The organism is Pseudomonas brassicacearum (genome assembly GCF_003732175.1).
Classification (GTDB): Bacteria; Pseudomonadota; Gammaproteobacteria; order Pseudomonadales; family Pseudomonadaceae; genus Aquipseudomonas; species Aquipseudomonas brassicacearum_G.
On sequence record NZ_MOBI01000020.1, the window covers coordinates 139,203 to 164,300 of the forward strand.

Annotated in this window: 31 protein-coding genes and 1 pseudogene; 8 read left to right on the forward strand and 24 right to left on the reverse strand. The window is 57.8% G+C overall.

The genetic code is table 11. From position 1 onward, the window contains the following. Window positions 1–604: 604 nt before the first annotated feature. The 3 genes from BK658_RS18355 to BK658_RS18365 all read left to right on the forward strand — a co-directional run bounded on the left by BK658_RS18355 (window position 605) and on the right by BK658_RS18365 (window position 2,020). The gene (locus BK658_RS18355) at window positions 605–973 is read left to right on the forward strand and encodes a hypothetical protein (protein ID WP_259740104.1); all 369 of its coding nucleotides are present in this window, start codon (window positions 605–607) and stop codon (window positions 971–973) included. Between the two features lie 29 nt (window positions 974–1,002). Beyond that, window positions 1,003–1,695, forward strand: coding sequence for an SOS response-associated peptidase family protein (locus BK658_RS18360; RefSeq protein WP_123583508.1), 693 nt, complete (start codon window positions 1,003–1,005; stop codon window positions 1,693–1,695). A gap of 148 nt (window positions 1,696–1,843) precedes the next feature. Continuing rightward, complete coding sequence (locus BK658_RS18365) at window positions 1,844–2,020, forward strand: DUF3606 domain-containing protein (protein WP_071555508.1); 177 nt, start codon at window positions 1,844–1,846, stop codon at window positions 2,018–2,020. Between the two features lie 36 nt (window positions 2,021–2,056). Here BK658_RS18365 and BK658_RS30810 read toward each other — a convergent pair. Next, window positions 2,057–2,152: pseudogene (locus BK658_RS30810) on the reverse strand (hypothetical protein); the annotation flags it as partial. A gap of 248 nt (window positions 2,153–2,400) precedes the next feature. Between BK658_RS30810 and BK658_RS18370 the strand changes: the two are divergent. The 5 genes from BK658_RS18370 to BK658_RS18390 all read left to right on the forward strand — a co-directional run bounded on the left by BK658_RS18370 (window position 2,401) and on the right by BK658_RS18390 (window position 5,436). Next, complete coding sequence (locus BK658_RS18370) at window positions 2,401–3,087, forward strand: hypothetical protein (RefSeq protein ID WP_148049731.1); 687 nt, start codon at window positions 2,401–2,403, stop codon at window positions 3,085–3,087. 21 nt (window positions 3,088–3,108) lie between these two features. Beyond that, complete coding sequence (locus tag BK658_RS18375; RefSeq protein WP_123583510.1) at window positions 3,109–3,606, forward strand: PAAR domain-containing protein; 498 nt, start codon at window positions 3,109–3,111, stop codon at window positions 3,604–3,606. A gap of 133 nt (window positions 3,607–3,739) precedes the next feature. Beyond that, window positions 3,740–4,363, forward strand: coding sequence for a lysozyme family protein (locus tag BK658_RS18380; RefSeq protein ID WP_221178612.1), 624 nt, complete (start codon window positions 3,740–3,742; stop codon window positions 4,361–4,363). Beyond that, a complete protein-coding gene (locus BK658_RS18385; RefSeq protein ID WP_259740105.1) occupies window positions 4,360–4,704 on the forward strand; it encodes a hypothetical protein in 345 nt (114 codons plus the stop codon). The genes BK658_RS18380 and BK658_RS18385 overlap by 4 nt, the downstream gene beginning before the upstream one ends. 318 nt (window positions 4,705–5,022) lie before the next feature. Next, entirely contained in the window at window positions 5,023–5,436 is a 414-nt protein-coding gene (locus BK658_RS18390) for a hypothetical protein (RefSeq protein WP_123583511.1), read from the forward strand. A gap of 72 nt (window positions 5,437–5,508) precedes the next feature. Here BK658_RS18390 and BK658_RS18395 read toward each other — a convergent pair whose 3' ends face one another. The 23 genes from BK658_RS18395 to BK658_RS18505 all read right to left on the reverse strand — a co-directional run bounded on the left by BK658_RS18395 (window position 5,509) and on the right by BK658_RS18505 (window position 25,097). Further along, window positions 5,509–6,021, reverse strand: coding sequence for a lysis system i-spanin subunit Rz (locus BK658_RS18395; RefSeq protein ID WP_404943187.1), 513 nt, complete (start codon window positions 6,019–6,021; stop codon window positions 5,509–5,511). Between the two features lie 5 nt (window positions 6,022–6,026). After that, window positions 6,027–6,452 (reverse strand): structural protein, encoded by a 426-nt coding sequence (locus tag BK658_RS18400; protein ID WP_123583513.1) that lies wholly within the window; start codon window positions 6,450–6,452, stop codon window positions 6,027–6,029. Between the two features lie 43 nt (window positions 6,453–6,495). Continuing rightward, on the reverse strand, window positions 6,496–7,644 hold the full coding sequence (locus BK658_RS18405; RefSeq protein ID WP_123583514.1) for a phage tail fiber protein: 1,149 nt from the start codon (window positions 7,642–7,644) through the stop codon (window positions 6,496–6,498). A gap of 67 nt (window positions 7,645–7,711) precedes the next feature. Continuing rightward, a complete protein-coding gene (locus BK658_RS18410; protein WP_123583515.1) occupies window positions 7,712–8,395 on the reverse strand; it encodes a hypothetical protein in 684 nt (227 codons plus the stop codon). Continuing rightward, entirely contained in the window at window positions 8,395–8,712 is a 318-nt protein-coding gene (locus BK658_RS30360) for a hypothetical protein (protein ID WP_123583516.1), read from the reverse strand. The genes BK658_RS18410 and BK658_RS30360 overlap by 1 nt, the downstream gene beginning before the upstream one ends. Beyond that, on the reverse strand, window positions 8,709–12,566 hold the full coding sequence (locus tag BK658_RS18420) for a TipJ family phage tail tip protein (RefSeq protein WP_123583517.1): 3,858 nt from the start codon (window positions 12,564–12,566) through the stop codon (window positions 8,709–8,711). The genes BK658_RS30360 and BK658_RS18420 overlap by 4 nt, the downstream gene beginning before the upstream one ends. Before the next feature lie 57 nt (window positions 12,567–12,623). Beyond that, window positions 12,624–13,211 carry a tail assembly protein gene (locus BK658_RS18425; protein WP_123583518.1) on the reverse strand — a complete coding sequence of 196 codons (588 nt, stop codon included), beginning with the start codon at window positions 13,209–13,211 and terminating at the stop codon, window positions 12,624–12,626. 55 nt (window positions 13,212–13,266) lie between these two features. Continuing rightward, window positions 13,267–13,686, reverse strand: a complete 420-nt coding sequence (locus BK658_RS18430) for a superinfection immunity protein (RefSeq protein WP_259740106.1) — start codon at window positions 13,684–13,686, stop codon at window positions 13,267–13,269. Between the two features lie 95 nt (window positions 13,687–13,781). Then, window positions 13,782–14,546, reverse strand: coding sequence for a C40 family peptidase (locus BK658_RS18435; RefSeq protein WP_123583519.1), 765 nt, complete (start codon window positions 14,544–14,546; stop codon window positions 13,782–13,784). Window positions 14,547–14,548: 2 nt separating this feature from the next. Beyond that, on the reverse strand, window positions 14,549–15,298 hold the full coding sequence (locus tag BK658_RS18440) for a phage minor tail protein L (protein WP_123583520.1): 750 nt from the start codon (window positions 15,296–15,298) through the stop codon (window positions 14,549–14,551). 9 nt (window positions 15,299–15,307) lie between these two features. After that, complete coding sequence (locus BK658_RS18445; protein ID WP_123583521.1) at window positions 15,308–15,646, reverse strand: phage tail protein; 339 nt, start codon at window positions 15,644–15,646, stop codon at window positions 15,308–15,310. Then, window positions 15,646–18,879, reverse strand: coding sequence for a phage tail tape measure protein (locus BK658_RS18450; protein ID WP_123583522.1), 3,234 nt, complete (start codon window positions 18,877–18,879; stop codon window positions 15,646–15,648). The genes BK658_RS18445 and BK658_RS18450 overlap by 1 nt, the downstream gene beginning before the upstream one ends. After that, the gene (locus BK658_RS18455; RefSeq protein WP_123583523.1) at window positions 18,876–19,130 is read right to left on the reverse strand and encodes a DUF1799 domain-containing protein; all 255 of its coding nucleotides are present in this window, start codon (window positions 19,128–19,130) and stop codon (window positions 18,876–18,878) included. Before BK658_RS18455 ends, BK658_RS18450 begins: the two co-directional genes overlap by 4 nt. 62 nt (window positions 19,131–19,192) lie before the next feature. After that, window positions 19,193–19,573: a phage tail assembly chaperone gene (locus BK658_RS18460; protein ID WP_123583524.1), complete on the reverse strand. Its 381-nt coding sequence runs from the start codon at window positions 19,571–19,573 to the stop codon at window positions 19,193–19,195. 3 nt (window positions 19,574–19,576) lie between these two features. Then, window positions 19,577–20,233, reverse strand: coding sequence for a phage tail protein (locus tag BK658_RS18465; protein ID WP_123583525.1), 657 nt, complete (start codon window positions 20,231–20,233; stop codon window positions 19,577–19,579). A 70-nt stretch (window positions 20,234–20,303) separates the two neighbouring features. Beyond that, on the reverse strand, window positions 20,304–20,720 hold the full coding sequence (locus BK658_RS18470) for a phage tail terminator-like protein (RefSeq protein WP_123583526.1): 417 nt from the start codon (window positions 20,718–20,720) through the stop codon (window positions 20,304–20,306). Next, the gene (locus BK658_RS18475; protein ID WP_123583527.1) at window positions 20,717–21,373 is read right to left on the reverse strand and encodes a hypothetical protein; all 657 of its coding nucleotides are present in this window, start codon (window positions 21,371–21,373) and stop codon (window positions 20,717–20,719) included. The genes BK658_RS18470 and BK658_RS18475 overlap by 4 nt, the downstream gene beginning before the upstream one ends. 1 nt (window position 21,374) lies before the next feature. After that, window positions 21,375–21,764, reverse strand: a complete 390-nt coding sequence (locus tag BK658_RS18480) for a hypothetical protein (RefSeq protein WP_123583528.1) — start codon at window positions 21,762–21,764, stop codon at window positions 21,375–21,377. Between the two features lie 2 nt (window positions 21,765–21,766). Further along, the gene (locus BK658_RS18485; protein ID WP_123583529.1) at window positions 21,767–22,144 is read right to left on the reverse strand and encodes a hypothetical protein; all 378 of its coding nucleotides are present in this window, start codon (window positions 22,142–22,144) and stop codon (window positions 21,767–21,769) included. Window positions 22,145–22,154: 10 nt separating this feature from the next. Continuing rightward, window positions 22,155–22,601, reverse strand: a complete 447-nt coding sequence (locus BK658_RS18490; protein WP_123583530.1) for a HeH/LEM domain-containing protein — start codon at window positions 22,599–22,601, stop codon at window positions 22,155–22,157. Between the two features lie 60 nt (window positions 22,602–22,661). Then, window positions 22,662–23,639: a major capsid protein gene (locus tag BK658_RS18495; protein ID WP_123583531.1), complete on the reverse strand. Its 978-nt coding sequence runs from the start codon at window positions 23,637–23,639 to the stop codon at window positions 22,662–22,664. A gap of 3 nt (window positions 23,640–23,642) precedes the next feature. Beyond that, window positions 23,643–24,416, reverse strand: a complete 774-nt coding sequence (locus BK658_RS18500; RefSeq protein WP_123583532.1) for a hypothetical protein — start codon at window positions 24,414–24,416, stop codon at window positions 23,643–23,645. Between the two features lie 87 nt (window positions 24,417–24,503). Beyond that, on the reverse strand, window positions 24,504–25,097 hold the full coding sequence (locus BK658_RS18505) for a hypothetical protein (RefSeq protein ID WP_123583533.1): 594 nt from the start codon (window positions 25,095–25,097) through the stop codon (window positions 24,504–24,506). Between the last annotated feature and the right edge of the window lies 1 nt (window position 25,098).

Sequence of the window (25,098 nt, forward strand, 5' to 3'; positions counted from 1 at the left end):
GATTTCCATTTAGCCAAATGGAGATGCATGAGTACGCCGACAGCGTGCTATGCACTATTTTTTTAACAAAGCAGCTTCGGCACGTCTAATAACCTTTTACCCCGCCCTTATAGGATCAGGAAATATCCCCACGCCCTTTCACCTGTGCGCCTGGCTCATACGACTGTTGTCATGACGGGGCAGTAGAATCGAAACTGAGTAGGCAAGAAGCTCTCACCCACCAAGTGAATTGCGGACCAGAAACGAACAAGGGCTTGCTTAGCTTTCGCTAGCAAACCCTTGATATATATGGTGCCCGAAGCCGGAATCGAACCGGCACGTCCTTACGAACGGGGGATTTTAAGTCCGATAATTTTTCTTTTAAAATCAATAGCTTGAGTTACTTTCCGCAACGCAAACAGAGCAAAACACCCACCTTACAGGCCTTTAAATCCAAGACCTAAAAAATAATTGCGGTGCAGAATTCGCACCATCTACAGCCCCTTCCCCGGCATCCTGCCGACCGTACATCCCCCCAAATCCTACAGCTCGTCGCTCTACCCTCGTCCGACCATCGCGCCTCGATTACTGTACATCCAAACAGTACACACTGAAGGCACCTACCGTGGATCCCCTCGACATCGAAGACACTACTGACTGGCTGGGATGCCCGACCGAACTGGAAACTGTCGCCCATTACAACCGCATACTGGAAAATGAAGTCCAGGAGCTGACCCTACAACTGCGCAGAACCCGCGAGGACATCTTCGGCCTAGTGCAAATGCACGCGGACGTGTCCAAAGAGCGTGACCACCTCAGGGCAGAGCTGAGTCGCACACAAGCCGAGCTGTCAGACGCCAAGCGGGAAAAGACCTCAATCGAGACCAAAAGCAATTGGCAGCTAGCGGCAAAGGACCGGCTGATCAGCGAGCTCTACGCCAAAATTTTCGAACTCACCGGAATCGATCCGTATACCCGCCTCCCGGGCAACTAAACTTGCAGACTCCACCGGAGGGCTTGCCAATGTGCGGAAGACTTTCCCAGTACAGAGGAATCCACGACTTCGTTGCGGCGTTAAGCATGCCTAACGCTCTGGTCAATACCGTCGGCGATCAACCGCTCGAGCGGTACAACGTTGCACCGTCGACTCATGTCGCGCTGCTCTACCTCGAAGGCGACACCCTGCACGCTGATCGGGTGCGCTGGGGATGGCGCCCGCACTGGGCGAAGGATCGCGCCCCGCCAATCAATGCCAGGGTCGAGAAGGTCGCACACGGGCTATTCTTTCGGGCGATCTGGCCACACCGCGCAATCACCCCCATCGATAACTGGTTTGAGTGGGTCGATGAAGGCGGACCGAAGAAGCAACCCTATTTGATCCGGCACCGGGACAGCTCGCCAATTCTGTGTGCCGCCATCGGCCAATTTCCCGACACGGATGAAGGGCCTGGCGAACATGACGGCTTCGTGATCATCACCGCCGATAGCGCCGGCGGCATGGTAGACATTCATGACCGACGGCCGGTAGTGCTTGCGCCAGAGTTGGCTCGGGAATGGCTGGACCCAGCCACGCCAAAGGAGCGCGCCGAGCAAATGGTGCTGCTCCAGGGCGAACCGGCCGGAGCCTTTGAATGGTTCAAGGTCAGCTCCGGCGTGGGCAATGTGCGCAACCAGGGACAGAGTCTGATCAAACCGTTCAACGAACCACCTCTCTGACGAACGCCAAGCATGCAGCCATCGCGATCAATCCTCGGTCACCTTCGTCGGTGATGCCGATCATCGGTTTTGCACGGTCTTACCTCGCGACAATCAACGACACTGCTAGCCTCCTTGCGCAGTACCAACCCATACAAGGAGAAACAAAATGTCGGACGACCTCACCAAACGTCGACCTCAGGACGCATCTAAAATCAACGTGCATGAACCATATGAGCTGAACTACTGGTCTGAACATTTCAAGGTGTCAAAGGAGAAGATCAAGGACGCAGTTCAGAAAGTTGGCGTAATGGTCGACAAGGTAAAAGCGCACTTAGGTAAGTGATTACCTGAGCGGAGGATCGCAAGGTCTTCCGCTCTTTCATCGACAGGCAGCCGCGGCGGAAAACAACTCCCGCTCATAGCTGATCCGCTGCCGACGCTCTGCCAATAGCGCCCTCACCTTTACCTCAAGCGATACCCTCCCCCCACGTCCTGCCGACCGAACACAATCACATCTCCCCCGCACCATCGCGGATGAACTTGCGTCGCGAATGGGTCAACCACGCCAGACGCTCCGCGCCAGGCTCGAACGCCAAGGCGGTACGGCCCACGCAATCGGCGGCCATTGACTGGCTGTCAACCTAAACATTGTAAATATTGTTGAGCGCGACTTCTACCTGGGGCATTCTTCGCGACGCACATTTACATGGACGGTAATATTTGATGCGCCCTGCACCTATGGATGTGCCCATCCCCTGCGCCTGCACACTCGATACCTCGCTTCATCCCAGCGGCCTGAAAACCTCGTTACGCCTTTATGGACTGGTTCGCATCGTCGGATTCAGCGACACGCCTGCGAGCACGCCGGTTGAAATTCTTTGCGCGGCGTCCGGCGAAGGCAAAGCGATTCGGGCCTTCGTTTCAAGGTTGGACGCTGAGTTGGTCGCCAGGTCAATGCCTGGCACGGGCTATCGTGTCGTACCGCTGGCACAATTTGACCCCACTGGATTTATCCAGCAACACCAGGGTTGGCTGACCGTCCACATCACCTGTGGTTTTTCCTCGCAGCGCGACACGTTACGACTTGCAGATGGTGACTTGCCAAGCTTGGGCTGGTTTATCTATGCCCAGACAGGTCCCTGGAGTCCGGGGCGCTTTATCCACTGGGGCGAAGAAGTCGCCGAGATATTGCTCAGTGCCTACCGCAGCGTTGGTATGCCCAATTACAACGCCTGGCTCAACCAGCTTGATGGCTATTCCATTCAGGACATGGACAACTGCGTCGAAATCGCCTGGCAGGCGTTGCTGGCCTGCCGTCCCATGCGCGAAAACCACCGAGCACTGTTCAACCCTAGGGATGAGTGCTGGCGCTTTTCCGACTCGCCCATCGACCACTATTACCCCATTTGAGACCTTGAAAAGGAACTTCCCATGAGTGGCAAACCTGCTGCCCGAGTGACAGACCCCACCAATTGCCCGCTTCCGGGGCATGGCACAAATCCTATTGTCAGCGGCTCTCCCAATGTGAACTTCGATGGCCTTGCCGCCGCTCGAATGACCGATAAATCCGCATGCGGGAGCCCGATCACGGGTGGCGTCAGCGCTACGGTTCTCATCAATGGGCTGAATGCTGCTACTCAAGACAGTACCGGTAGCCACGGCAACGTAGTTATGGCTGGATCCGGCACGGTCATTATTGGCGACACCTTCGTACCGGCACCCTTCAGCGGCCTGCTGCCGATGCCAGTGCACTTCAGCGACAAGTTCAGACTGGTTGACCAAGACTCGGGCGAGCCTCTACCCAATCTTGATTACGCCATCCAGCGCGCTGACGGCAGCATGGAACACGGTGTAAGTGATCCGATGGGGTATACGCATGTAGTGAGTTCGCACCTGCCCGAAACAATCAAACTGTTTTTTGAGGACTAAGGCATGGCAGCAGATGCTCTTCATACAACCGACTGCACACAATCCTCCCCAGACCAAAGAAAAAGTTTCATTATTTCTGTTTTCCCAGAGGGGCAGACAGAGAGCGTCAAAATCTATATTGGTGACTTTCATCATGGCTGAAGTGCTTAGCAAAAATGGCAGAAAAATGTCTCCCAGAGCCACAAGAACGGTGACGCCCGTCAAAGACTCCACCCCAAAAACTGTATCGCTGGACGCCAAGCAACAGATAAGACGGACCGAGAATGAGGGGTATTTAAAAAACAAGAACGTGAAGGCATTTTTGGATACCATTGCCGAATCCGAAGGTGGTAACTACCACGCAAAATTTGGTTATGGCTGGGCACCGGGTTTTAAAACTGGAAAATGGACTTTTACTGATGAGTCCACCCATCCGGGGGCAGGTTACGGCGGATCAACTACGGCATCAGGCAGGTATCAAATTACGATAAATACATGGAAGTTACAGTGTATTACAGCAATGGGCTTATCTGACTTCACACCGCATACGCAGGACTTGACTGCGGTCGAAATTCTCCGATCTGTGCATGCAATTGATTCACTCGTAAATGGTGACATTAAAGATGCGATACACAAAGCGTCTGGACAATGGGAATCTTTACCAATGGGCCCCGGCATGGCTAATCGCCCACTGAATGGACACCCGTCCGGTCAGCCGTACATGCCGTATGATGATGTCATAACCACCTACAAGAAATTTGGCGGAACTACAAAATGAAACTACATTATATTGCTTTCATTTTGCTATGTTGCGTTAGCATTTTTGCGAACGCAACAGATGTGCCTATTAAAAAAGGAATGTCATTCTTAAATGCACGAAAAGCATTGATTAAACATGGTTGGAAGCCAAGTTTAGCGAACGAGATGCAGCCGGTTGGCACTGCGGTAATACTTAAAAATATGGGTATTAGCGAAATCGAAAGATGCACCCAAGGGGTGCAATATTGCGAGTTCCATTATAAAAAAAATAATGTATGCCTCGGAATTACCACTACCGGCGAAGAAGTAAAGAACTTGGTAATTGACGCATGGGATTTCAAGTGCCCTGAGAAGTATTAGGGAGGGGATAGTTACACCAATATCAGCCAGCTATTCTTCGGACCTTGCTAAGGGTGAAGTTGGTCTGTAATTCAGCCTGAAAAAATAAGCTGTTGGCTCGCTCACACCAGAGAACTGTCATCATCCAGCGTGGTGGTAAATCTGAAGGTGTGTGCGAGCGGCGGTGCTTGTATCAGTAGGCCGTTTCTGTCGGGAACTACCGGGTTGTGCAATCTGACGGGCGAGCCAGCGGTTAAAGGCGAACCATTATCCACCGCAGCCTTATGCCGAGTATTCAAAGTTTTTGGCGAGCTACGAAGCCGCTGTAGGTACCAGAAAATGAAGGTTTTGATCCTTGCACTCGCCGCATTTTATTGTATTGGAGCTGGCGCCGCGTTTGCGGATGGCTCGCAGTCGACGAACGACAAACACGGGCCGGCAGGCATCGCCGTCGGTGAGCTCTTGGTTGCGGCCAGGGCCAAGCTCGTCAAGCAAGGATGGAAGCCGACGCGGATGCATACCACCGATGGCTATGAATATAGTGGCGTGGAGCGGGAGCGGGCTGCACGCAAGTTCTTCGAGGTCGATGTCTGCTCTTTTGATAGCTCGCGTTGCATCTTGTTCTACTCAAAGAACGGCGCTTGCCTGCGCGTCGACACCATTGGGGAGCAATTCAATGACATGACGGTTACGCGATGGGCCGATGAGTGTCCTGACGCACCTCCAAAACCAAGTAAGCGCAGCGCGGAATAGCGACTGACCATCTTGAATGGGGTGACATCTGCCAGTACTTGGCCCCGCGCCGAAAATTGCAGTCATTCAGCCTCAGTGTGATATCCCCCTCACATACGCCTGGCACGCCGCCAGCGCGATTAGTCCCTGGTCACCGTCGTCGGTGATTCCGATAATTCGTTGAGCATGCGCTGGGTCAAGTCGGGCTCTCGCACCTCCATGAACCACGCCGCCGGCGCCGGTAGCGGCTGGCACTGCGCAACCACCGGCTGAATCCGCTGCGTCGATGAGGACTGACAGCCGTAGATCGGAAGTAGCAAGGCGATCGCGCAGGCGAGCCTGGTCTTTTTGAGCATTGGTCAAAGCCTCGTGGTGGGTTTGGTCGCTGGCCGCCAGGCGCTGCTCGAGCGCCAAACGTTTGTCCTGCTCGGCACGCTGCTGGGTGGCGGCGGCGAGGGTCAGCTGATTCAGCGCCTCACCCTGAACCCTCGCCTGCTCTGCCAACTGCCGGCCGTAGCGCCAGTCCTGAAGCTGCCAGGCCAGCGCCGCCGCACCGCCGGCCACAACGGCCAGCACTGCAGCGATACCAATTAGGCGCCACCCCACGGCATTCACAGCAGCGCCCTGCGCACGCCTTCCACCAGCACTGCGTCCGGATAGGCAAAGCCGGCGTTCTCGTGGTGGATGATGGCTTTCACTAAGCCCTGCATCACCGCGACCTTGGCCAGATCAATCTCGGCACCGGGGGCGGTACAGGTGTTTGCCTCGACCGCGCGCACGTATGCGCCGGTGTCGTTCTCGATGCTCGGCGCCCAGCGGTTAATGATCGCCTTCACCGTCTTCAGTCCGTGCTTGCGCTGGTAGGTCAGCAGGGTTTTACCCAGGGCGCGGATACCGTTCTCGGCCGTGTCGAAGCGGGCGAACCGCTTCTCGATCGCCGGATCTGGCGCGAGCTGGCCCAGCCATGGGTTGGCCGGGCTGTAGTCAATGTTTCCGGGGTTTCGGTTGCGCACTCCGCGCGTCTCGGTGATGGTCATAACTTTTCTCCAGGCAGTAAAAAGCCCGCTCAGTGGCGGGCTCTTATATTTCGGTCATTTTTTCCAGCGGTATGGGCAGCACTTCGGGTTTCGGCATTTCCAGCCGTACGTCGATCCAGCTGTTAAGGGGCACATCCAGTGCGGCGCCGCGGCCTGGGATCATTTCGCCATCGTCCGATAGCGTCCACCGCCGCTTGAACAACTTGATGATGATCGTCCCGTTGGCGACCTGCTGGCATTCGGTAATGCCCAGCGTTCGACCACCGTCCGGCGAACAAGGGTCTTGCGTGCGCCACCCTTCAAGGGCCAGGCCAAGGCTTCCCGTGACGCGGTACTCACCAACGCCGAGGCGTTCTACAGCCACACCGGGAGCTTCGCTGTTGGCTACGCCCCACTCCCCGGCGGGCTTGAACGTTTGCTCCTGCAGGTCGAGACGCTGACTTGCCGCGACATTCGCAATTCTGACGATTGGTGATGCCGCCGACAGAGCACCGCCGGAGCCACGTGTAGTGTTTCCGGTGTGGTAAATCTCGCGCATCAGGGTGCTCGTGTAGTCGCCTGATCGGAAAAAGATGCGCCCAGTGAAAGACATTAGAATTTGGGCGCCGTACTTTCCGTCTATCCAGGCAGTATTTAGGATTGTTCCAGACGTGTTGATTTCTGGTGCGCCAGCAGTCGTGTTGTTCCAGATCTGGAAGGAATTGCCCCAGGTATTAATGGTGGCTGCTAGCGGCGAATTCCTATCCCCTGCCAGCATCGCGTTGCCCACAGCGGAGCCGGCATTGAGCGTCGCTGCAGTTCCCAAACCAAGCCCGGATCTCGCTGTAACCTGGGTTTTGCCACCCGTCCCGCCTTTCTCCACCGGCACCACGTTCTCAGTCGACACGGAGCCGAGGCCGGCCAGTGTCGAGCCCCACTGCTGAATGATGCTCTGCGCCTGATCGGCAAGCTGCTTCACGTACCCCTGAATCGGGGCCACCGTATAGCTCGCACCGGCGGCTGTAGGGCCGGCGTACGCCGGGAAGATCGCCAGCACCGTTGCGCTGGCGACATTGGTCACTTCGTGCAGCGCGCCATTCGGGCCGATGAATGCATCGCCCACCCGGCTGTTCGACGCGAAGTCGGTGCCGACGCCAGTCACGCTCGTTGAGCCATTTGTTACGGTCACTTTTCCATCTCTGTACCAGGGCATAGTGTTTTCCTTAATTTAAGCAATAAAAAACCCGCACTGGGCGGGCCTCACTAATTGTAATTCTGTATTAGCCGAGCTTGGCAAACATGGCGGGCAACCAGAACGCATAGGGATTGGAGAAGGCTATAGTAACAACGTACAAAGCCTTGTTCGGAAAGTCCCACCACGTATACAGAGCACGCCCAACATTATCCGAACTATTCATCCTCATCACGAATGAGTTAGCTAAAAGATATTCATTTTCAGGAAAATCAAACGGAACCGTATAAAAGTTAATGTATTCGCCTTGATCCCCGCGCTCAGTTTTAACGTAGGTCCAATTCTGAAAAGCCCGAGTAAACAACAGATTGGGGGTTCCCGAATCGAAAATAGGGGTGCCTGCCGATGAGAACAGCCTTAACCCATAATTAGCTGTAGGCTGCGCGCTAAATGAAGCGACTATATATCGCCCATTTGGAAAAAAACCTACCTGATTATACATACCAGTCACAAAACCGGTCCAATTACCAGGGCTGCCCCGTACAGCTCCGGCAGCTCCCATTTTCAACAACCCACCTACGGTGTCCGGCCTGATGAAAATCATAGGCTGCTCGGCGGTTGTAATTGGACTTGGAAATGTAACAAGTGACATGTAATTGCCCAGACCGTAGTTTGGCGCATAGCGCCCACTGTATATGACACACAACCTGGAATATTCAGAATCCAGAACAACAACATTGTCGTTATTTGAAAAACTCAACCCATATGTCATTAACGAAACCTCACGACAAACAGGCGCATAGTCCCATCTGTGACCGAGCTAGCGTCGAATGTTCGCGTATAGTTGTAGACGCGCGCGACACCATCAAGCATTTCAGTCTCAAACTGGCGCTGATTGTTTGATACAGGACCGCTGGGAACCACAAACGCAATTGCGTTACCGGGATTACACCCCGGCACCGTGAAGCTCTGAATTTCCTTCGCCCGAGTAAATGTCACAAGCACTGATAAAACGAGCCTGACAGTGAACGAGTTTTCATCCAGCTGAAGCGCACCATCGCCACCCCATATCCGTAATCCGTGAGTCATGCGTCAAGATCCCCCAGTTGCACCCTTTTCACATTGTTTTGGTCATAGACCTTGATGGCTCTGTTGGTCATCGTCAGTCGTCCACCGCCTGGCGCTGAGCCGTTGAACTCCAAATTTCCGGCCTTATCCAGGCGCCAGCCCAGCGTGCCGGGAATGTAGTTGTCCGATTGCAGTGCCTGGCCAATTTTCAGCATCGAGATACTGCCGTCCTGGATGAACGCATCACGAATAAACGTCTGCCCACCCGACACCGCGAACGGCGAAACAGGCGTGCCATTGGCCAGGTTCAGCAACATGAAGGTGTCAGCCCTGACGACGAACTGGGACGACACCCCAGATGGATCGACCTGAAGACCGAGCCCGAACGAAGCGGCGTACTGCTGGCCGCCGGCGGTGGTCTCCATCTTCACCGACCACAGCGTCTGCAACTTGCCCTCGACGGTTGCCTGGGCCTGAGACACGGTCTGCACAGCTGCGGTGTTGCCATTGATTGAAGCCTGCAGCTGCTCCGAACGTTCAACTTGAGCCATATCCGCCGTGGCCCGTGCGCGGGTCTCCTGCGCAAACAGCGCCGTGCTGTGCCAGTCCTTGACGACCCCAGACAGTGCCCCGTCGCCGGTGTCGTCCCTGCCGATCGTGTACACAGCGCGCACGGTGTTCTTCACACCGGTAACCGCCTCATCAGTTGCCGCTTGGGCCGTCTCGACCTGCTGAATATCAGCCGCATTGCCATCGACGCCGGCCTTCAGTTGATCCAGGCGTTCGGCCGTGGCCAGCTTGTCCGTGGCGACCACAGATTCCAGCGAGCGGATGCCCGCCTTGTTCTCGCCCACCGCCGCATCCAGTGCCGTGGTGCGCTCGACCTGCGCCAGATTGTCGGCCGCCTGGACCTTCACCTGCTGCGCAAACGAGGCGCTAACATCCCAGTCGTTGAGCGCCCCGGCCAGCGATGCCGATCCATCATCAGCGCGGTACGCCGCCCGCAGCGACTGCAAGGCTGTGGCCGAAGCGGTGACCTTGCCGTCCACCTCGGTGATCTTGGTGGTATTGAGTGCCACCTGTTCGGCCAGCGCGTTGGCGGATTGCAGCAGGGTTCCGACATCCGTCCAGTAGTTGGCATTCGGTGGCGTCGCGTCGACCGGTACCGAGTCGATGGCCTGGTACAGGTGCTGGCCCTGCCGAACAAATTCGCCAGCGGCGTAGGTCTTGACTGGGTCGTACGCCAGAGCGTCGGTGACCTGATCAATCAGCTCTGTCAGTTCCGTCTTGGCCTGCTCCAGACGATCATTCACCGACCCCGGACCAATGCCATCGATCAACTCGATGCGGTCGAGCAGGTGCTTACCCAGCTCCGTCTCAGTGAGCTTGCCGACCAGCATATCCAGGACTGGCGCAGCATCCGAACTGGCCTGCCCCATCACCCCGCTGCCAACCGGGTAGAACGGCCCGACGTTGCCCGTCCGGTCGATCAGGCGCGCCCAGAAGAACAGCGTCGCGCCGGCCTTGAGCTCTTGCATGCTGTAGTCGCTTTGCGGATAGGCCAGATCCGCCAGCTTGGTTGCCACCTCCAGGTTGTTGGTCGACCCGTACCAGATCTCTGTGCGCTGAGTGTCCTCGGCACCAGCCGGGAAACCCCATTTGAGGCCGATGCCGAACAGCAGACTGCTGGTGTTCAGGTACGACACCGCCGGCGGCAAGCCTTCCTTGCCCTTGAGCTGGGTCAGGTTCGAACTCTTCCAGATCGACGAGATGTCGAACGCACTCACCGCCCTCACCCGAGCCAGATAGGCACCGGCATAAATGCCGGTCACGTCGACGCTGGTTGAGCCTGTGCGTTGCACCTTGATCCAGTTGCCGCTGTCCTTGCGCCATTCCACGTCATACCCAACAGCACCGTTTACCGCTGGCCAGGTGATGGTCATGGTGGCGACAGCGATACCCTGGGACACGACCGAGTTGGACGTGACCGTGACGCTGGTCGGCGCCGGAACCACGGTGATGGGAATTACGCTGATCGGCCGCTCTTCTAGGCGCGCGCCGGTGTCGATGTGCGCAAACTTGCTCGGGTCATATTGCAACGCGCTGATTTCGAACTCGCCCTCCGCAGTGCGCTTGGTCCGCAGTACGCGGTAAAGCGGGATGGCCAAATCATCAGCGTCCAGCGCCCATTGAAGCTGCGGCAGTGGCGGTTCGCTGTAGTTTGTGGTCACGGTCACGGCGCGGCCTTTGACGCTCTGCACGGTACGACCCTCGGCTCGGCCGCCCGGCAGATTGAGAATCAACCGGTCACCGGCCTTGGCCTGGGTATCACAGTCAAGCGTCACGACCCGGCCAGCGGCGGCCGAGATACGGCCACCTACCGCGCGGCCCGCCAGCAGCGAATCCGCCACGGGGATGATGTGGCCGGGAAGAGGAATAACACCCTCCATGCCCGTCTTGAACGACACGGTGCGGTCTTGGTTGTTGCTCAGGATTGCCCACTTGCCGCGACGCTGGGCCTCTGACGCCCGGGTGCAGCCGATGGCGCTCAGTTCGGTCGGCTTGTCGCCCATGCGGCGCTGGAGAGCCAGATCCGCGAACGGGATCACATCGGTGTCGTAGTTGTTGGCCGGATTGTCGTAGCTGACCAGAGCCCGGGTGTAACGGGTCTTCGCCGAAGCGCTGCCGTACGAGAACTTGCCGTCGATGACGTTGGCACGGGTGAAGACGTAGTCGAAGTCCTGCGCGCGCGGCATATCAGCCTGCATCACCAGTTGGCCCTGGGCCCAGTAGGTCATGCCTCGGTAAATGCCGGCGATATCACGCAGCAGCGACCAGGCATCGGCCTTGCCCTGCAGGTTCATGTCACACAGGAAACGCGGCTCTGTCCCGCCGAGGCCGTTTGGCACCAGCTGGTCGCAGTACTGCGCAATCCGGTACAGCTCCCACTTGTCGACCATGAACGGCTTGATGCGCTTGCCCAGGCCGAAACGGTCCTCTGTGCAGATGCCGTAAGTGATCCAGGCTGGGTTATTGGTCCAGGCCTGCTTCATGGTGCCGTCCCAAGTGCCGGTGTAGGTCCGGGACATTGGGTCATAGTTGCTTGGCACCTGCCATTTACGGGCGCGGCACTTCACGGTCACGGCTGGAATGTTGGTGAACTGCTCCGCATCGAACTCGATGAAGAGCAGCGCGGTGTTTGGGTACCGCAGCTTTGCGTCAATGACTTCGGTGTAGCCGGCAATCAGCATCGTGTCGGCGACTTTGTTGCTGTTCTGGTTTGGGGTGATCCGGCGGACGCGGATCTGCCAGCCGCTGGTGGCCGCCGGCAGGTCGACACGACGCGAACGCTCGTAGCGTGTGGTGGTCTTCCCGTCTACGGCCTCAACCAAGGCCTGTTGGTAGGCGCCGCCGTCTGTGGCCACATCAATAGCGTACTCGATCCGGTACCCGCCAACGTTGCCGCTGTCGTCCTGCCGCTGAAGCGCGGGCCAGGCCAATCGCACCCGAACTGCCGACAGCTGCGTGTTGGTGATCGAGCGCACCCACGCTGTGTCACTGCGTAACTCGATATTCAGCGAGGTTTCGTTCTCGACCGATGGAATACCAAGGATGTACGTCTGATCGACAGAGCCGGGACGCCAATCCCACTTCACGTTCGGGAAATTGACGTTACCGCTCGCATCCTTGATTGGCGTGTTGTCCAGATAGATGTCGTAGTCGGTCGGAGTACCATCAAACTCACCTTCGCCAACGGCGATCAAGAGCTTGGCCAAGTTCGTCGAGCGCAGGCTGTCGCTGGCTTCAACTGGTGACTTTGGGTTGCTGTCACCGCCTTTCTCGCCGTGAATATCGATCCTCTGTGCTACGCCCATGCTTTCCTCCTGGCGAAAAAAAACCGCCTCATCGGCGGCCTGCGTGCTGCGTGATATCTACGTTTTGTCTTCGGCGTAGATCGATGCGGAAATGATCATGCCGCCCCAGCGCCGGTCTCCGATGCAAATCGGGACTGGATTTCCGCTTGCGGTGGTGTTCTTGGCGCTACCGAAGGCGTAGGACGGCGCATTGGCAGGGTCGGCGCTTTGCTTGAGGCCGGATGCCTGCGGGCTGAGCATCTGTATTACGCCGCCGGCGGTCAATGCGATACCAGGCGCTAGGGTCGCTCCGTTTGTAATTGAACTCATGGCAATTAGAACCACCCCTAGAATGGTTTGTAGCAGGCCAGCTCGCTTACTGCCGCTGATCACCGGGACGATCTTGAGTGTCTTGATTCCGCCCAAGTCAAAATCCTTTTCCCCCACGTTCTTTCCGTTGCGCAGAATGGCGAACCTCATGCCGAGTCTATCGAGGCGCGCAATCTCTTCGGCGAAACCCTCGACCGTTGCCTTTAAAGCCTTGAATACCTCCCAGGTGTTACCAGAATCCAGCTGGTATTGCTTCTGCCGGAAAAACTTTCTCCCGAGGATGCTGCCGAGTTGAATCGTTGTCATGGGGGAGTAGTGAATCGCTGTCGCTGCCATATCTATCTCCTGGCATAAAAAAACCCGCCGAAGCGGGTTGTTTGTTTCTCTCTATTTAGGCTGCGGGGATTTCGCTTCCGCAGTGTTTGCACTTAACCGCAGCGACCAGAATCTGCTCTGCGCAATATGGACAAGCCTTGGTCGCCGGCTCTTCTTTCTTTGGAGGAGCAGGTACGAAGGGCTGCACTTGCTTAGACGTTATATATGACTCTTGACGCTTGAATGACCACACAAGAGCTGCAACCCAACCAAGTAGCGTCCAGCCTAGAAAAAGATTCAGCAGGGCGATCGACGTCAGGTTCGGGTGCTCTCGCAGCCAGGCCTCGATTGTGGGCAGCATGTAGAAAGCGGGAATAAACACAATTCCACTGAACACCACAAAATTACCAAATGCGTTAAGTCCTCCACGCTCCATCCCCATTGAATAGCTGTAAAACGCGAGAAACCCTAAAACGACAAACCGAATCACAAACATCTGAATTCCTTTCCTGACAATCACGGGCGGTTTCCCATGCCTATGGCTAATAGTGTCACCTACCGTAAAATCGCCCGCAACCGCAACCTGACGCGTCACGCTGGTTGTTTTGCATCTTTGTGCCTCAGCACCAGGCGGGCTCGCTGGAGCCAGGGGCCGCCGAAGACAATGATCTCTGAGGGCCTTCCGTACAGATGGTGCAACATGAAAGGCCCGGGGCCGAAGGTGTTCGCGTCCTCGCCTGGAAGCGCCGGATCATCACCGAGAAAAATCCCGGCGTGGTTCGGGTAAACCGTCCGCCCCACCTCCATCACGACCATGTCGCCGCGCTGCGGCTGATCGACCCGGTAGAACCCGGCCGCCTCATAATTCGCCTCGTACAGGCTGGTGTTATCAGCGTTTTCCCACCAGCCATCTGCGCGTTTGAAGGCTTCGAACTCCAGCCCCCACTCGCGCTGGTACCACTCAGCACATATGGCCCAGCAGTCCCACGCGCCATGCACGAACGGTCGGTTGAGCAGCGGCGTACTGCCGGTCGGCACTATCGTGCGTAGATCCGCCTCGGGCCAGCTGAGAATGTGCCAGGGCAAAGCCGTGGCCTCGCACATGGCCAGGTCACGCGGTGACGGCCTGCTGGTGGCGTCCGGATGTGAATGAACTACGCCAATCACTTCACCGGTATCCTCGGCCGCCGCGTACTCCTCCGGGTCGATCCGGAACTCCTCGTTGGGCTCGCTGGCGATGTTTCGGCACGGGTAGTACTGCTGCTTGCGGCCAATGCCCAACAACAGCCCGCAGCACTCTTTCGGATATTCGGCTGCCGCGTGCGCCTGTATCGCGCTAAGGATGTGCTTACGCATGGTCAGCTCCGGGCAATGAGGGAAACCGCGGGGAATCCACCAAACGGCAGCGGATTGCCCACGCCAAAACGTGGATCGCACCCCCTGCCCAAGGTTGCATCGCACTCGTCGAGTTCAGAGTTATCGGTTTGCACGCCATCTTTCGTGAAGTAAGGGCCGGTGTAGCCGCAGTTCGGCCCGCGATAACCACCGGTGAGGCACCAGTGGCACAGCGTGGTCGCCTGCCGCCCGATCGACTCGCCGCCGACGTCGCCCGGACTGGCCAGCTCCCAACTGACCGTCTCCCCATCTTCGTTTGTCTTCTGGTCGATGTACCAGACCTCGATAGTCTCTTGGGTTGGGTCTGCTGTCGGGTTACCAGCCGGGAAGTTCTGCGCATCGAGGTACGTGCCCAGGGTGTGACGCATCGTCAGTTTGAACTCGAGCAGGTCGTCGAAGGCCAGGCAGAGCGCGGTAATGCGCTCATTGACGTTGCCGACCGATAGCGTTGGTCGAACCGCCGTGCCGTCGCCATTGGATTCAATGCCGTCGATCTGCATTGGCCAGGCGCTGTACTCATTGCCTTGGAACCAGATTACTTTCGCGCGTAGCTGGTCCGCGTTGTCGCCGGCGGCCATCAGCTCTGCCGGTGAATGCGGGATAGCGTGCCCGTGGAAGCGCAGAACATCCGCGCCGTAGTCCGAGCCGTCCAGCTCAAAGAGCAGCACTTCGCTGCCAGGCTGAAGAACCTGAATGTCACTGATCAGCGGCATGGTTGCCCCTTATGGTTGAAAAGCACGGTCAAAGGTGGCCGTGAGCATAAAAACGCCGCCGCCCATTGGAGTGGGCGCGGGATTCTTGCAGGTGAACAGGCCGAGCTGCCCGAGAGGTGTTGTCCAGAGGAACGCCTTCGCCCCAGCGTGCCGGTCAAAAAACGCCATGATCTCCAGCACTTTTGCTTTCTGGCCGCTGTAGGTGATTGGGTAGGAGTCCTCTTTGTTGTTCGGTCCATCGCCAATCTGCTGCTTGTAGCCGTCGCCGAACTGCGCGGTGCGCACCCGATACGTAATCTCGGGCGAGCTACCGCGCTCGGTTGGCCATGTGAATGTCTCGATCGCCATCAACCCCTCCCATTTGTCAGGCGCCAGATTGAGCCGCCGGGTTGCAGTGCTCTGGCGATTGCCGTTTCAGCCTCGACCTTTGCGGCCTGCTGAATGCCTTTGCCGAATTGACTGGATGCTTCCTGTGAGGCTGCGCCGCCCGCTTCGCCAGACGTCTGTACCGAAACAGCAACTGGGAAGTTGTAAGTGTTGCCGCCATTGCCGCCCCCCATTGCTGCGATGCCTGGCCCACCACCGGTAGTCAGCGGTGTGACACTGCCGCCAGCAGCACCGGTCATCAGGTAGGACCTGCCTCCCTGACTGAACAGCTCCGGCCCCTTCTCGTTCACTTCATACAGAGTGTTGGGGTCAACGCCGCCACCCGAAGCCCTGCCGCCACCGAAGTTCACGGAGGCGGAGCTCGCATCAAACTGACTGCCGAAGCTCTGCGCGCCAGCCTCTGCACCGCCGGCCGTTGCAGCACCTGTTGCACCGGAACCACTGCCAGTGAAGTAACTGATGCCGGCGCCTACCAGGCTACTCAGCAACGCAGAACTGGCCTGCCGCGCAGCAATTCGCGCCATGTCCGCCAAAATCGACTTGGTGAAATCGGCGAACGACAACTTCCCGGTCATGGCGAAGTTGACTACCGCGTCTTCCATCGAGCTGAAGGCATTGCCGAAAAGGCTTTTGGTTTGGCCGGCGACGTTCTGCGCCGAATCCAGGTAGTTGGCCCAGGCCGATGTCGCGCCCTTCGTCCAGTCACCCTGCCCCGCTTCGACATCGGCATAGTTCTGCCGGATCTGGTCGGTAGCGGCCTTGTTCGCATCTGCGAGGGCTTGGGATTTGCGAGTGAACTCTTCGTCGGACATATTGCGCGACGGGTCGGAGCGTTGGTTTTCCAGCTCCAGCGACTGCTGAGCGAACCGGTCTTGCTGGCTGTTCAGCTCACCGCTGAGTGCGTTCTGGCGATCGCCCTGGCCAACGCCGATAACAGCGCGCCGCCCAGCCAGCTCCAGCGCCTTCTGTTGCTGACTCAGCGCCTGAGCGTATGAAGTGATCGCGCGCTCTTGCTTGGCCAGTCGACCAGTTTCATTTGTGGCGAGCACCTCGAGTTGGCTATCGGCATCTTTCTGCGCCTTGAGCATCGCCGTGCGTGCATCCGCGATCTTCTGGTCCAGCTGAATGCGCTGCGCCGCCGTGGTACCGGACTTGTTCTTCACCGCCTCCAGCGCCGCGACCTCAGCCTCGTACGCAGCCGTTACCTCGTCCCGCTCGTTGCCGATCAAGCCGTCACGCTTTTGCGTGTACTCAGCCTGGGAGATCAGCCCGGCTTTCTGCGCGGCATCCAGCTGCTTTTGGGCGTTGCTGTATTCAGCCACAATCGAGGCGAGCTGATTTTTGGCGTCGTTGAAGCCAGTAAGATCGACACTGCCCGTTGCGGCTTTTGAGTCCTTGAACTTGTCGTTGATGTTCGCAATGTTCTTGTCGACGACCGCCTGTTCAAGGCGCTTATCCTTGGGGTCGGCTTTTCGAATATCGTCGAGTTGCCGGCGGTATTCCTTCAGCGCGTCCGTGCGTTTTTGCTCATTCGTCCATGATGACTTGGTGAGCGCATCAACCTTTGCCATCGCAGCAACAGCATCTTGCTGGACTTTCGCCTGCTCGCCTTCGTACTTGGCGATATCGGCTTCAGCGGCCTTCTGATCCTCCAGCATGTTGAGACGATTGGTGTAGAAGTCGATCATCTCCTGCTTGTTCTGGAACGCCCCCACATCGCCAGACTGCGCTCGGGCCAGATCTCGTTGCACTGCCTCAATATCAGCACCAATATCTGGGCGACCAAGGTTCTTCAGGCTATCCGCTGCTCGCGCAACTGCGTTGTAGCCCTTCTCCCAGAAGCTTAGGTTTTCGAGAATCTTCGGCGTTCGCTCGTTGATCGCGTCAGCGTACTGCTCAGTTGCAAGTTTGACCGCTCCAGCATGGTTGCCTTGCTCTTCGAGAGCCGCGATCTGCGAGTAAACCGACGCCGTCAGATAGTGGTACTGCTCATTCAGTGCTGCGGATGCCTTGACGGGGTCATCCGCCAACTTTGTGAATTCGCCAATCGTTTCACTGATCGCTTTGCCGGTTGCTTCCTGCATGGACACGGCGGCCTGCGTGATGCCGGCGAAGCTTTCTCCTGCGATCTTGCCATTCCCTGCCAATGCTGCGAGCGCTTCGGCGGCCTGGCCAGTGGTGCCCACGGTTGCGCTGACTTGGCGCGCCATATCAGCAAGCTGCCCAGTGCTTAAACCCGCCGAGTTACCGGTAACAATCAGGCCCTTGCTGTACGCATCCTGCTCTTCGCTGCCCATGTGATAGGCGTAAGCCAGTCCACCCACAGCGGCAGTAGCCAGCGCCAAAGGGGCGAGAATCGCGAGCAAGCCAGCCGCCGACGCACCAGCACCAGCGCCCAACTGAGCCACCGCGCGAATACCGCTACCCCAGTCGCCAGACGACAACGCATTACCGAGCTGAACGACGTTTTCCTGCGCCTGGCGCGTGCCAAGCTTCAGCTTGTCAAAGCCGGTCGCGGTCTTCTCCAGCGCTGCTCGGTCGCCGCCAATCTTGGCCAGCGCCTCGTTGTAACGGTTCGCGTCGATAACGCCAGCTTTGTGCGCGGCCTCCAGTGCTTTTTCCTGCGCCTCGAGCTTGGCCAGCTTTGCGGTGACCGGATCGATGCTGTTTACCGTACGTTTCAACGCCTCAATCTGGCGATTTTCCGCGTCGATCAGACGCTGCTTCTGTGCAGTTTCCTTGGACTCAGCCTTTTCAATCTTGTCGTAGGCCTTGCCCAGTTGATCCTGATACCGGGTCTGCTCCTCGATGGTGACCAGACCGCCTTTACGAGCGCGCTCCAGCAGCCCTTCAGCCTGGATCAGCTGTTCAATGCTGTCGAGGTTGCCCGTCATAGCCTTGTCGAGACGGCTGATGATCGCGATTTCGCTGGTTGCGCTTTCGGTAGCCTTGCGGGTCGCGCCGGCCTGCCGCTCCCGCGCACCAGTGGTTTTGTCGATGCCCTGCGCGACCTCTGTCTCGGTCTGAACGATCTTCTTTCCGGTGTTGGCCAGGCAGTCACCGGTCTTGCCGAGATCGTCGATCGCTTTCTCGGCGTCCTCAGCCGCATCGACCAGCTTGTCCAGATCATCAGCAGCTTTGACGGCTTGCGACGACTCAACCGCAATACCCAGCGATGCAAAGGTGGTGCTCATTTGTGCTCTCTCTGTTCCGCCATCACCTGCAGGGCTTCAGCTTCCATATGCCGGATATCGCTGAAGATGCTTTGCCGCTCACCGAGAGGCACGCCACACATTCGAATCACGTTGGACAGAACGCCGTAGTCCAATCCCGTTGCGCCACACGCGCCTGTACGCCACTGAGTGCTCATCGCCTCGAAGACCGTAAAGGCTGGCCAGTTGTCCGGCCAAACCTCGCAGTCCTGGCCGGTAAGGTCGCCAACCATAAAGCCAAAGGTCCTCAGTTCTTCAGCCGAAGGCCCTTGCTCGTAGAGGGCGCGCGCGACGCTTAGGAGTTTCCCAGGCGGGACTGGTTGAAGGCCTCGGAGTACGCCGCCAACACTGCGCTGGGCGTCGAGACGATCGAGCTGACCAGAATGCGAATGTTCTCGTCGGTGAGCTTCTCGTCGAAGTCCCAGCCGACGACCACCGCCTTGATCTGCTCGACCTGGATGTCGATCTGCGCTGCTGTGAACTCTTCGAGGCCCATCTCCTCGACTTTCAGGCCCAGCGCCTTGTTACGCTCACCCCATTCGGTATACAGCGCCGCGAGCTCAGTCCGGTCTCGATACTTGAACTCGAACGGCACCTTCATCGGATCGCCGCCGACCCGAGGGATCATCACGTCAGCCTTGAACGTAGGGTTTTGAATCAGCTTGAACTTGGCCATGGGTTACGCCACCGCAGTCAGGTAGCGGGTTGGCTCGGCCTGCAGCGCCAGGTTGACGGTGCGGGTCAGCAGGTTGTTGCGGGAAACCGCCGGCTGTTTCGAAAACGAGGTGTAAGCCCCATACAGAAGCGTGTCGTTGCCCGGAAGGTTCAGGCGCGCAGCCTGCACCTGCTTGCCCGCGTCAGCTTTGAGCAGCACAGCATTGAAGGCCTGAGCCGGGTCATCAGCGATAGTCAGCACCATACTGGCTGCGGACTTGTCGGTCGGGATCTGTTTGCCCTGGTCGTTCTCCAGAAACACAACGTCCAGATAGTTCTGCTCGCCGCCGGAAAATGCCAGGTCAGTGACCTGCGGAATCTGCACCCAGGTCAGCACCTTTCGCATGGTTCCGGCGCCGTTACCAGCCGGGAAGATTTGAGTGTCGGTGGTATCGATCGCTTCTAGGGTGATTGCAATGGCGGTTGCGGATTTCACGCGAACAACCTTGTTATCCAGTTTGCTCCAGCCGGAATTGAGCAGGACGATATCGCCGGCGTCCAAATCAGCACCGACGACAGTGGCGACCGCCTCGGATGCGTTGGAGATGGCAGTGAACGCCAGCGCAGCCTCATAGGTTGCGGCGTGCTGGAAGGTACCGCCGTTGGGGATCTTGAAGCCCATGGGTTTTTCCTCTTTTCAGAAATGACAAAACCCGCACAAGGCGGGTTCTGGGTTTGCCCAACGGGCGTAATTAGTTGGTGTCAGCGCGGTACTGGAACGACGCGGCAACGGTGTAGGTGGTGTCGTCGGGAATGCCGGGACTTGGCTCTACCGGCGTCAGCACGATGACTTCGAAGTCACCGCGATTGAGCCGCAGGTAGAGCGGGTACAGCTCGGCGATCTCGCCTACCAGGCCTTCAGCGCTGCCCGGGCCGGAACCCGATGGAGTCACAATGCTCACCTGAAACACGCCGGTGTAAACGCGATGATCACCGCCAAGTGTGTTGCTGCCGGTGCCGGCGGGAATGGCGAAAGCTTTCAGATAGGTCTCGCCATCTGCCGGCGTAAAGGCCGCACCTTCATAGGCGATGCGCAGCGCGGGTGTGCGAGCTGCTGCCCAGTCTGTCAGACGCGCCTCAAATAGCTGTCGAATGATTGCGTGGCTCATACCTGGTTGTTCCTAATGGCGTCGTCGACGATCTGTTGAAAACGGGTCAAGGTCACGCGGACCATGCCGCCTGGGGCTTGCTTGCTGTGCCCATACTCCAAGGGCACACCGTAAATCAGGTTGTTCACGATATAGGCTGTCTGGCCAATGGTCAGCGCCTGCACCTGGGTGCGGAGCACTGCGATGGTCACATTGCCCGACGGGTCGACCTGGTCCAGCACACCCTCAGCCGGAGTATCGATTGAGAACTGCCAGTTGCCGCGAAAGCGCCCACCGACGTAGCCCTTCCCCGCCACCAGACCGTTCACGTTGAAGTTCTGCTCGCGCTCGATCTTGGTCAGCGGCTTGGCGTATTTCACGCCGCGCTTGAGCTTGCCGGCCTTGGTGAAGTTACTGTCAGTCATGTTGATGACCGTATTGCGCACGGCAACCTTGAAGTCATAGTCGTCGGCCGCCCGGGTGTTCGTCTGGCGATGCGCGACGTTAGCGGCCCAGATCTCGGGATTTCCCACCGGCGACATGCGAATGACGCTGCTACCGATCTCGATCACGATCTCGCGGAACGTCGCGTCGATGCCCTCCTTTGCCTGCTCGGCAAACTGCCGGATGTTCTCGGCAAAGCTGCCGTTCATGCCGGCGTATCTGGAAGCCATGCTACTTCCTCAGCTGAATGGTCCAGGTGGCGCCAGCCGGATCGGCACCGACGTTGATTACGCGCCTACCACCGATCATGTCGCCAATCAGTGGAACCGCCAGTACTTCAGTAGGAATCCCCGCCTTCGATACGAACAGTTCGTTTTGCAGCGCCAGCAGCTTTTCATCCGCTGTCAGGATCAGTGAGCCGTCGATCTCTTTAGCGAGATAACTGCCGAACACCCCACGGCCGAGATAATTCAGCGCTCCGCCGGAAGTGGTACTCGTCTCGGGGTCATAGACCGGGTCAACTTTTCGAGCACCCGCAACAGGCTTTACTGTATCCGCCAAGCCGTCCGGATCATCGAACGCTTCCGCAAGTTCGGCTTGAATCTCTTCTTTCATACCCATGCTCAGGCCTTCTTCAACATGAACACGCCAGCGCGCTTGGTCCATGGGGCGAGCAGCGCCAGGGCGAAGTTTTCGCCAGCGGAAAGGTCAGTGGAGCCGGCCGCATAGGTCTTGCTGGTCGACGTTCCGGATTGAGCCGATACCGTCTTGCTGAGCACTTCTTTCTGGGTGGCCTTGTACAAATTGCCCGCTGCCGCCTCCTTAGCAACCTGTGCGCCGGCCGTCTTGATCTCGGTCGGCACCGGATCAGGGGCAGCCCGCTGAATCTTTGCTGTGAGCCAAGCGTTTGCCATCGTCACAGCAAGGGCCGGATCACCGGCGCCGGCCCAGCCAGGACCCAGCGAGGAATCAACATCGGCAACAGTGATGAAGTCGGTCATGTACTTGTCCTTATTCCTTCGGCACCAGGGCTTGCAGGTCTTCTTTCAACGCTGCGGAGTCAAAAGCGATCCCGTTCGCGGTCAGCCACTCTTTCAGAGCAGGAACCTTCATTTTGAGCGGGTCATTCTCGGTATCTTCTTGGCTTTTGCCGAGGCTCTGCGCTGCCTCAATCTCTTCCGGAGTACTGCGGGAAGCGTAACCTTCAGGTGGGTAATTGCCGACCTGGTAGCCTGCCGTCAGCCACTCGGCAATGGTTGGACCATCCTCTCGCAGTGACGTTGGCGACTTGCCATCCTCGACCGCAATGCCGGCGCGAAGGTAGGCGTCGGTAATGTGCGGGAAGTCGCCGTCGACCACCACCTTAGTGGCAGTGCCGATGACGCCGAAGAATTCGTCGGTCAGGCGATAGCAAGCGCCAGGCTCATTGCCTGGAGCGTCTGTGTAGATCACTTTCATGGATCACCTCTAAACAATCCAAGCGCCAGTTGCGACGCTCAGATCAATTGGGCTGCCGAGTTACGGCGTGGTGGTACCGCTGATTACAGCGGCAAACGGGACCTGTTTGCGATCGAACACGCGCTGCCAGTTGCCCGCCGTGGCGTACTGCGCGGCGGTCGGGCTCAAGTTGCGGTTCTCGCTGCCTTTCCAGCTGAAGCCGGCCGGCTGAAGGATGAACGTCTTACGCTCCCAGATGACTTCGGCACCGCCACCGTTACCGCCGGAAGGCTTGCGCTCCAGCTCAACAGGGTTCGCTGGATTGCCCTCGCCATAGCCGAACGCGCCCTGACCGAAGAACACAGACAGGTACTTGCCGGCACCGTAGGTCAGGCCATCGTCCATGAACACCGGCTTGCCCAGGTAGGTGGCCAGGATGATCTTGCCGTCGGAGTCGCGCAGGTACTCGATCATGTCCTGCTTGACCATCTGATTCATGACCACCGAGTGCACACCGATCGCAGCAAACACGTCAGCGGCATCGCCAGCAGTGAATGCCGCATCCTGGAATGCGTTGGCACCAATCTTGGCGCCCGCATCAATCACCATGTCGCCCGCGTTGTTGGTGATGTTCGAGGCGATGATGCCGCGAGCTGCGCCCAGCAGGTAACGCTGCCAGCGGCGAGTCCAGTAGGTGCCGAAACGGTTGCGGATGTGCTGCATCGGCTCGGAACGCGCCAGCTCCGAGGTCAAGTCGGCGACACCGTAGGCCTTGTTGAGGTACAGAGTGCGCGCACGCATGCTGCCCATTTCGGCCTTGCCAACTTCACCGAGATCGTCCGGATTATCGTTGGAAATATTCGGCTCTTCATCGGCGTCCAGGTCCTGCCAGTAATCGATCTCGGCAACACCCTGACCATTAGAGGCGATGGCATCCAGAACTGGCGACTTGGTGATGATGCCGGATTCGAATACGGCGGTTTTTTCTGGCGAATTAACCGGCGCCAGATCGGTGTAATAGTCGTGAACAAAGATGTCCGCGAGTTGCGTAGTGGCCATGAATTAGGTTCCTTGAGTGGCTTTGAGTCGCTTGTATGCTTCGGGGTTGTCTCGGGCCAGCGCCGCACGCTCCTGCTCGGTGTACTCCCCCCACTTTTTCGTGGCCTTGCCACCGTTGTCGCCGGTAGGACCGGCACCCTGAGCCCTTGGCCACAGGTGTGTTGCTGTTTCACGCAGCGATTCCGCCCATTCGAGCGGTGACAGCGGGGTTTTCCCGTCCTTCCCGTAAACGACCTCGCCGTCACGGTCGGTAGCGATTGCCTCGCCGTCTTCACTGAGTTTGAAAGTTCCCCGTGCGCGGAGAATGATGTCCTCGGCAGCCTCGGGGAGCGCGCCGGCCTTGATGGCGGCAGCGCGGATAGAGTCGGCCAGTACCTTGTTGCTGTACTTGGCGGCGAAGGCCTCAGCCTTGTCGGCGCGGGCCTTCTCGGCGGTCAGCTGCCTGTCGTAGTCGCCACGCAGGCGCTCGGTCCGGCGAGTGATCACCTCGTCGAGCTTGCCCTCGGCGATTAGCTTCGTTTCCTCGTCCTGGCCAACCTTGGCCAGCAGGCCTTTCACTGCGCCGATGTCCAAGCCCTCGAACTGAGTTTTGAACTGATCAAGCTCGGTCTTGATGGCCTTGCCGTCGCGGATCAGATTGGCATTTTTGGTCTTCAGACCGGTTACTTCGGCATCCAGCGCTTCTTGAAAGATCCCGCCCAAGGCAGTTTTCAGTGCAGCCGTCTTTTCGGCATCAAGCTCAAGGCCGAGCTCGACCGGGTCAAAATCGAAAGGCATTGTTTTCCCCTTGGGAAGTGTTTTGAGCCCGCTTTGCAGGCATAAAAAAGCCCCGGCATGGCCGAGGCTTGGTGTATGTGGCGTGTGTTATTCGTTCAGCGTTAGCAGGTACGATGGAACCTTCGCTTCAAAGGTATTAAGTGTCGTACTCACTTTAACCTTGAGCCCGTTCAAACGGCCTCCGCAATAATTCTCTACGAAATTTGCCAACTGATTCTCCGTCCCGTAATCAAGATGAAAATCAGCCTGCTCTCCGTAGCTGAGTTGGACTGGTAATTGACTGCCGTATTGCATGAATCCAGTTATGTGGCAGGCATGCTTTGAATACGGAGAGGTAAACGTAACCCCTTTAACCAACGCAGGGCGCTTTCCATTCGCGGTGATTTGGAGATTGATGAACCAGGTATCACCACCCGTCATGATGCAGGTGTTCAATCCGATGTGCAGGCTTTCCACATCCTCACGACGCTGCTTGTCTGCCAACCACAGCGTGGTCAAAACGGCCGCTAGCGCACCAATACCTGCAACCCACCCGCTCAACATCGAAAGTACAGGTACGGCCTCTGAAATGAATTTTCCATGGCTGCTACCAAGTCCAAAAGAGAGACCCAGCATAAATGCAAGCCCAACAACCGCAGCAGTCACAACAACAGCTACCGTAAACCGTAATATTTTAAGCATC